At 29.7% G+C, this 7,529-nt stretch carries 6 protein-coding genes and 1 rRNA gene; 4 read left to right on the top strand and 3 right to left on the bottom strand.

Translation table 11 applies throughout. The annotated features are described in order from the left end of the window. Positions 1–371 precede the first annotated feature (371 nt). Both ACFVR2_RS25015 and ACFVR2_RS25010 read left to right on the top strand, forming a co-directional pair. Positions 372–860, top strand: coding sequence for a hypothetical protein (locus ACFVR2_RS25015; protein WP_387368189.1), 489 nt, complete (start codon positions 372–374; stop codon positions 858–860). A 394-nt stretch (positions 861–1,254) separates the two neighbouring features. Then, the gene (locus ACFVR2_RS25010; RefSeq protein WP_387368187.1) at positions 1,255–2,121 is read left to right on the top strand and encodes a phosphotransferase; all 867 of its coding nucleotides are present in this window, start codon (positions 1,255–1,257) and stop codon (positions 2,119–2,121) included. 90 nt (positions 2,122–2,211) lie between these two features. Here the strand turns inward: ACFVR2_RS25010 and ACFVR2_RS25005 are convergent, their stop codons facing one another. Both ACFVR2_RS25005 and ACFVR2_RS25000 read right to left on the bottom strand, forming a co-directional pair. Then, on the bottom strand, positions 2,212–2,925 hold the full coding sequence (locus ACFVR2_RS25005; protein WP_387368184.1) for a class I SAM-dependent methyltransferase: 714 nt from the start codon (positions 2,923–2,925) through the stop codon (positions 2,212–2,214). 166 nt (positions 2,926–3,091) lie between these two features. Next, entirely contained in the window at positions 3,092–4,993 is a 1,902-nt protein-coding gene (locus tag ACFVR2_RS25000; protein WP_387368181.1) for an endonuclease MutS2, read from the bottom strand. A 672-nt stretch (positions 4,994–5,665) separates the two neighbouring features. Here ACFVR2_RS25000 and ACFVR2_RS24995 point away from each other — a divergent pair. Both ACFVR2_RS24995 and ACFVR2_RS24990 read left to right on the top strand, forming a co-directional pair. Further along, a complete protein-coding gene (locus tag ACFVR2_RS24995; protein ID WP_387368179.1) occupies positions 5,666–6,103 on the top strand; it encodes a hypothetical protein in 438 nt (145 codons plus the stop codon). 780 nt (positions 6,104–6,883) lie between these two features. Then, the gene (locus tag ACFVR2_RS24990) at positions 6,884–7,279 is read left to right on the top strand and encodes a hypothetical protein (protein ID WP_387368176.1); all 396 of its coding nucleotides are present in this window, start codon (positions 6,884–6,886) and stop codon (positions 7,277–7,279) included. A 157-nt stretch (positions 7,280–7,436) separates the two neighbouring features. Here the strand turns inward: ACFVR2_RS24990 and rrf are convergent. Then, positions 7,437–7,529: ribosomal RNA gene (rrf, locus tag ACFVR2_RS24985) — 5S ribosomal RNA — on the bottom strand; the annotation flags it as partial.

Raw genomic sequence — 7,529 nt, 5'->3', positions numbered from 1 at the left:
AACTCTCCATAAAAGTTAAGTTTAAATCTTGTAATGCTCAAAAAACTAATAATTGACGTTTACTTCATGTTTTGTTTAGTTTTCAAAGTTCACTTTGTCGCTCAGAAGCGACTTTAATATAATAACATTTTGTCGAATCATTTGTCAACAACTTATTATTATTTTTTGTTGTTCTCACTTGGTTTGTCGTGACAACATAAACAAATATACCATCTCGTCCAATTGATTGCAAGCATTTCTTTTACAAAAGTTAACAAAAATAATTTACGTAAATTTCAAATAAATTAATTAGTTATTTGTACAACTAGGTATAAGTACAAGCACAAACTATTCCTCTCCCATAGATTAGTACAAGAAAAGGAGGAATTGTTATGCAATGTAATGAAGCCCATCAATTATGTAATAATTTTAGAGGGCAGGTTGTACGCATTTTCGATAAAGAAGGAAACGAGCATGTTGGCCGTATTACTAGAGTATCTGAAGATCGAGTGTTTATTGAACCAGTCAATCAAAATCGTCAGAATTCTAATAGATCATCCAATCGTAATAGAAGTAACATGAACAGAAACCAATCAAATAGAGCATTCTCAGAAAGAAACTTTTCAAATAGAAGTAACCGCAATGAAAATCGTTTTGATAATATGTTTGGTAATCGCTTTGACGATCGATTCGATGATCGAGTTGATGATCGATTCGACAGAAGATTTGATAGAAGATTTGATAGAAGAGACGACAGAAGAGACGATAGAGATTTTGACAGAGATGGATTTAGATGCGGATTCTTCGGTTGCGGATTTGGTATTTCAATTGCACTTGGTTTTGTTGCAGGAGTCGCATTAGCTGCACTATTCTTTTTTTAATAGCTCAATAAAATCTTATATTCAATTACTGTGGGTATGTCTCTTTGGTCATTTGCTGACTTTTGAGACACCCTTTATTTTATGGGTGAAAAGGGGTCCTAAAACACCATCATTATACTTTTAATTACTAATACGAAAATAACTCCCTCTCATTAGATAAAGAATAAAAGCATCAAATATATGAATAGGAGTTATTATGAAAAAATTCATTCAAGTCATTATAATTATTTACATACTTTGCTTATGTACATATACCTATACAATTGCCAAAACATTTTTAAGAATAAATAAAGTGGCGATTAATAAGCATTTTCCAATCTATCCTCATGGTGACCGGTGATTTATAAGAGTATACTTAGATAAATACATTATTAATAATGAGGGTGAGGATCCTATGCAAATAGAATCATTAATTAATGATTTATCAAGCATGAATTTAATTAGCAAAAAAGAAATTAAGTACACTAAACTAACCGGTGGAACATCAAGCAGTATATATCTACTAAGTAACAGAAAAAACGAGAGTAAATATATTATTAAGTTAAATGATCCTCGTGTACTAGAATCAGAAGCATATTTTCTTAATTTCTATAACAAAATAGATTTATTACCCAATTTACTATTTGCAGAAAAAACATTTAAATACATAGTTTATCCATTCATTCCAGGTAGCACAAATTATGTTAGAAATACTAAAACGGAATTACTAGTAACTATTGTTGAACAGTTAATAAATAATTACGTATCCTCCCCTAATGCTACTGATTGGGGATGGGCAGATGATTTATCAAATTCATGGTCAGATTTTCTTATGAGTAGAATAGCAGAGTCTTATAAAACTTTAGATTCGTATTTAGATAAGAAAGATCATACACTTATCTTTTCTATTATAAATAATTCAAATCAAATCACTTATCAAGGTGAACCTTTTTTATTACATGGTGACTGTGGTATACACAATTTTATTTTTAATAAAGGAAAGTTAAGTGGAATTATTGATCCTACTCCAGTGTTCGGTGATCCACTTTATGATTTAATCTATGCGTTTTGTTCTTCTCCAGATAATCTAACTAAAGAAACAATTTCTACTGCAGTCAGTCATTTGAAATTTTTACAAAATAATGATTCTCACATAATATATAGAAACGTATTAGTTGGATTATACTTTAGGTTAGCTACATGTATAAGACATCACCCAAATGATTTAGATGAATATTTAATAGCTTGGAATTATTGGACTAGCTTGGTTAAATCCACATAAATTTTTTTGGATATAATAGTCTGATACCTATGTATTAATCCAATCCTGGTAAACATTTGTAAATCAAATAAAAAAGATAAGCTATTATGCCTATCTTTTTCTACATAAAAATACTCTATATCCTAACACATCTTTATAACGCACTAGTATTTCTTGAAATCTATGAAGCAATTCAATTCCCTCTGGTGGTAACTTTTGAAATGGTAGTGAATCAATTGGGTTTGTTGATGTATTCATTATTGTATTTCCTTTGAGGATTTTATAGTCTCTAAACCCCCCTTTGATTAATGCTTGTTCCCACTCTCTTACCGTTTTTACTTTTGAAATACCATAAACATCCTTTATTTCACTTTCTTCTTTTAGTGTTAGTGATCTCTCAGATGTCATTTCTATGGCAAGAAAATAACCACCTTTTTTTAACACTCTTACATATTCATGTAATGATTTCTCTACATTTGTGAAACTTGTTACTGATTCTGAAATTATAATATCAAATGAATTATCCTTAAAAGGAAGGTTTTCTGCACTTGCTTGATGCAGAGTAACTGGAATTTTCTTTTTGTTAAATCGTTTTCTTGCATTGGCCAGCATCCGGCTGTTTATATCGATTGTTGTGATTGAACAATTGTAACTTTCATATAAATAGCTAGCAGTTTTACCTGAACCGCATCCAACTTCTAAAACTTGGCTATCTGATGTCAGTGGAAGAAATCTTAATGTTTTTTTTGTTAAATCAAACCCACCTGGATGTGCATCTTCTATATTTAACGTGGCGATTAAATCTATATAAGAAAATTTCCTCATATCAAGACCCCAATCATGTAGTTTGGTATAGTCTATTCATTTAAGCTTAAATTTGTTTTGTTTTCTTGAAAATGAATTTTCCCTTAAATCAAAAACATCAGCTTTTAGGCTGATGTTTTAGTTTGTATACAAAGTACAATAATTTGTCGAATATATACAGTAAATATTACTCCCCGTTACTTCTCATTCCTTTTTGAATCTTTTTAAGTGCCTTTTTCGAACCTCGTTCAATATCGTGCTGCAATTTCCTTGTCTCATAATCAACAAATAACGTATCTAACTCATATCCTTCTGGATAAAGTTCAGCAGCTTTTACTTCTAAAGATATTCGTTTTTCATTCACTTCCAAAAATTCACCATTGTAAAAAACAATGAGATTATAGAAATTATCGATTTCTTTATAAACAATTCCAAAGTTATCAAAATCTAATAATTTTACTCGATCACCTTTTTGGTAGCTAACCTTTTCTTCTGCTTTCAATTTGACAATCTTTGGTTTCCTTATTGCACTTTCTTTTACTCTTTCAAATTGATATTCTTTATTTTCCATATATTCTTTCGCTCTTTGAAGTACATTTTCGCGAATATTCATTTTCTTAGATATCCATAGAGCATTACTTTCCCCTGATTTCCCGATTATTAACTTATACATTGGCTCTAGTGTTTCACTATTAAATCGCATTGCTGCATTCATAAAGTCACTATGCATTTCTGAAAAACGCTTAATTTCACCATAATGGGTAGTTGCAATTGTAATACATCCCATCAGATAAAATTCTTCCAATATAGAGATTGCTAGTGCTGACCCTTCATTCGGTTCAGTACCACTTCCTATTTCATCAAATAGTAAAAGTGTATTATTATTAGAAACCCCCATAATATCTGAAAGGTTTTTCATATGTGATGAAAATGTGCTTAGTGCATTTTCTATACTTTGATTATCACCAATATCAACAAAAACCTTTTCAAATACTGCAATTTCAGTCCCCGCGTCTCCGATAATATGGAAACCTGACATTGTTGCTAAAGTTAGTAAGCCAATTGTTTTCAGAACGATTGTCTTTCCACCAGCATTTGGTCCCGTAATGATTAAACTTCGATAACTTTCCCCTATCTCAAAATTAAGTGGAACTACATTACCGGCTAATAGTGGATGTTTACAATCAACTAACTTTATAAATCCGAAGTCATTTAATTTCGGCTCAACTCCACCAATATGTTTGCTAAATTTAGCTTTAGCAAACACCATATCATATTGGCTAATTAACTCCATATTTATATTTATTTCATAAATTTTTTCTAAAATCATTCCTGAAAGGGTAGCTAGTATTTGATATTCTTCCATTGCCTCTTCAGCTTTTAGGCTTGCTAACTCACTGTTTAATTTAGTTACTGTATTCGGTTCGATAAAGACTGTTGACCCTTTAGAAGAAACTTCTATAATTGATCCAGGAACTTGCTTCTTAAAGGAAGCTTTAATTGGTATTGTATATCTGTCATCTTTCTTACTTATAAAAAAATCTTGAATATACATTTTATTTGAACTACTACTTAGAAATTTATTTAAACGATCTTTAATTTTCTCTTCAACTGATTCAATATTATTTCGTATACGTTTAAGATCCTTACTAGCCGCAGAATCAACACTACTTCCTTTAATTGAGAAGTTAATCTCATCTTCAATACTTATAAATTCACTCATTGAGTTTGCGTAAGAAGCGAGAATTGGGGCAAAAAATACGTTATCTTGCATAAACTTTTTAATTCTTCTACATCCTCTTAAAAAGTCCGAAATACTGATTAAATCACTTGGATCTAATATCAAACCCTTTTCAAGATTTTGAATAATATTTTCAATGTTAGAAACACCTAAAAATGGTACATGTCCTTCTGCATCTAATATTGCCTGAGCTTCAGTTGTCTCATTTAATCTATTTTTAACTACTTTTATATTGGTACTAGGTTCTAACTGATTTATCAACTTTTTACCTAATCCACTTATACAATAAGATTTTACTATTTCTTTTAATTCGTTATATTGTAACTTTTCAAATGTTATATTATTCAATTTTAATTCTCCTCTTTAATATGATTTTATCGATCATAAATGGAGATACCTACTAGTTAGATTCCAATGAAATTATTTGTAGAAATAAAGAGCTGTTTTTGCCCGAAAAAATATAAAAAAGCTGCGTAGATACCGCAGCTTTAATCACATTACAAGGCAATCATAATTGAAATATAGTTAAATAAGCTATTACAGAATAGCCATACTAATTTCATTATCCGCATTATAAAGTATTGTAGGTATCTTCATAGGTTTGAAATAAATACATGACAAAATTAAGGGTACGATTTCTACAATTCCCCTTTTTTTCATCCTATTTATTTCATTTATTTTTTTCCTATTTAGAACCTACTGCACTCACAAAATGCACCTCATTTATTATTATGTTCGTTGAAATCTAACTTATTGAAATCATCATACTATGTGTAAATTAAAAAGTAAAGATGTCTACATTATTTACTATATGTGTTTAATAAAAATTTTCTACAACTTTTTACCCTTCAGTTAAGCACTCTACCTTAAGTTTCATACTCTCTGTAAGTCAATTGTAAAAAGTAATAAATGTACCATCCAAATTTATAGCAAATAGAAATTTAGTTTAATAAGGATTTATCATTGTATAAAAACACATCATTTAATTGAATATTAAATATAAAAAACTGGAGATTTAAAATGAAAAATACAATAGCTCATCTTACTTTCAGTTTATTGTTCTTATTTAACTCAATTACTACAGTTCACGGAGAAATTGTAAATCATTTATTTAGTACTAAGTCTGTTAGTTTTAAAGGAACCGATAATAATTGGGAAGTTTCACACAAAATGACTTTGGTCGGAACTGATATCTTATTTCAAACAACTTTAAAATATAAAGGAAAATATGATAAAGATTTAATTAAGTCATACTCACACTATTTGATTAGTTATAATAATGCAACGATCGGAGGAGAGAAGTTTTTATTAAATCAATCTGGTGAATTTCATGGTAAAAAAAGAGAGTGCGGCGGATGTGAATTTATTGATAAGGAAAAAGAAGTATATTATGAAATTTACTGGAAAGATACTATAAGTAGAGTTATTTTAAAAAAAGTGGATAAACCAAGTAATTAACTTCTTTATTAAGTACTAAAGCATGTGATTGTTACTGAAAACGAACTGTTATGAATAGTTCGTTTCAGAGTGTTGAAATATAAAATGGTCAATAGAGAAAACGGACATTACATGATCATTTATTAATGATGAAATTATCATTTTTTGGATGATCTATCTATTAATGTTTTTAAATGTTAATAGGTTTGAGCGATTTTATGATTCCAGATTCCAATAACACTAGTAATGGCTATTTCAGAAGTTAAAAATATTATGAGCTAATTTTTAGAAAAACAAATTCAGTCGATTAGTTTAATTAATGTTCGATATTAATTGACCTACAAGCTGATTAATATACAACAGTTAGGTTACCCTAAGTAAAGGCTATTTGATTAGGATTTATTGCAGACTTTTTTTGATGAATAAGTTGATCGGAATGGAGGGATGCTCGACTCCTATGGGATTAGCGGGAAGGCTGAGACCCCGCAGGCTCAGGTCTCGCCCCATGGAAAGCGAGCACCCTGTAGTGGAAATCAATATCACACTACTTACTTATCAATGATCATTCCAAACTCTATTGACAAATACTTTTTTCAACAGCATGAAACGAACTGTTATGAACAGTTCGTTTTTTGTGTTAGTTTTAGTTGATCAACTAGGATTATTACATCAATGAGCTAGATACTTAAGATTAATTCAAAGATTAAATAACTCGGTATTGAATTGATTAATTGGTTTGTATTTAGAATAGTTCTTCATTTCTTTAAATATTTTTAAATTAAGGAAGGAGTGTAGAGTGTAATGCCTGAGGTTGAAAAGAAAAATTGGGTTGATAAAAGTATTATTCTATTATTGGTTTTTGTATTTATTATTTTAGCTATAAACATGCCTAAAATACAGAATTTAGATGAGTCAACTTTAATAGGGACTTACCATAGCAAAAAACTTCCATTTGCAACATTAGTATTTGATGAAGATGACCATCATACATTTTACTATTATAATCGTTCTGAAGTAGATAAAGGAATTTATTCACAGAAAACAGATACGACGTATGTAATAAATAGTTCTAAGTTTCATAATTTGAAAATCATATATGATAAAAAAAGAAGAACCTTTAAAATAAAAATTGATAATGAAACTTATGTTTTTAAACAGCTTGATACAATTCCTTATATTATAGATAATTCTGAATGACTAGATTCGGTTGCTTCAAGTACTTGGTATTCAAATTTTGTACAAAGGACTTTAAAGGACTATCAAAAATTGACAGTCCTTTAATATTTATTAAATATCAACAATTAACGGATCCAAAATAAAAAAAGCACCAGCTGATTAGCTGATACTTTGGTAAACCAGGCGACGTTCTACTCTCACAGGGGGAAACCCCCAACTACCATCGACGCAAAAGAGCTTAACTGCCGTGTTCGGTATGGGAACGGGTGTG

It is taken from the genome of Gottfriedia sp. NPDC057991 (genome assembly GCF_042886615.1).
Taxonomy (GTDB): domain Bacteria; phylum Bacillota; class Bacilli; order Bacillales; family Bacillaceae_G; genus Gottfriedia.
This window is presented reverse-complemented; position numbering and strand designations above follow the sequence as displayed.

Bases quoted from the DNA above. Each gene is read 5' to 3' on its own strand.
- ACFVR2_RS25015 (WP_387368189.1), top strand. From the start codon at position 372: ATGCAATGTAATGAAGCCCATCAATTATGTAATAATTTTAGAGGGCAG.
- ACFVR2_RS25010 (WP_387368187.1), top strand. From the start codon at position 1,255: ATGCAAATAGAATCATTAATTAATGATTTATCAAGCATGAATTTAATT.
- ACFVR2_RS25005 (WP_387368184.1), bottom strand. From the start codon at position 2,925: ATGAGGAAATTTTCTTATATAGATTTAATCGCCACGTTAAATATAGAA.
- ACFVR2_RS24995 (WP_387368179.1), top strand. From the start codon at position 5,666: ATGAAAAATACAATAGCTCATCTTACTTTCAGTTTATTGTTCTTATTT.
- ACFVR2_RS24990 (WP_387368176.1), top strand. From the start codon at position 6,884: ATGCCTGAGGTTGAAAAGAAAAATTGGGTTGATAAAAGTATTATTCTA.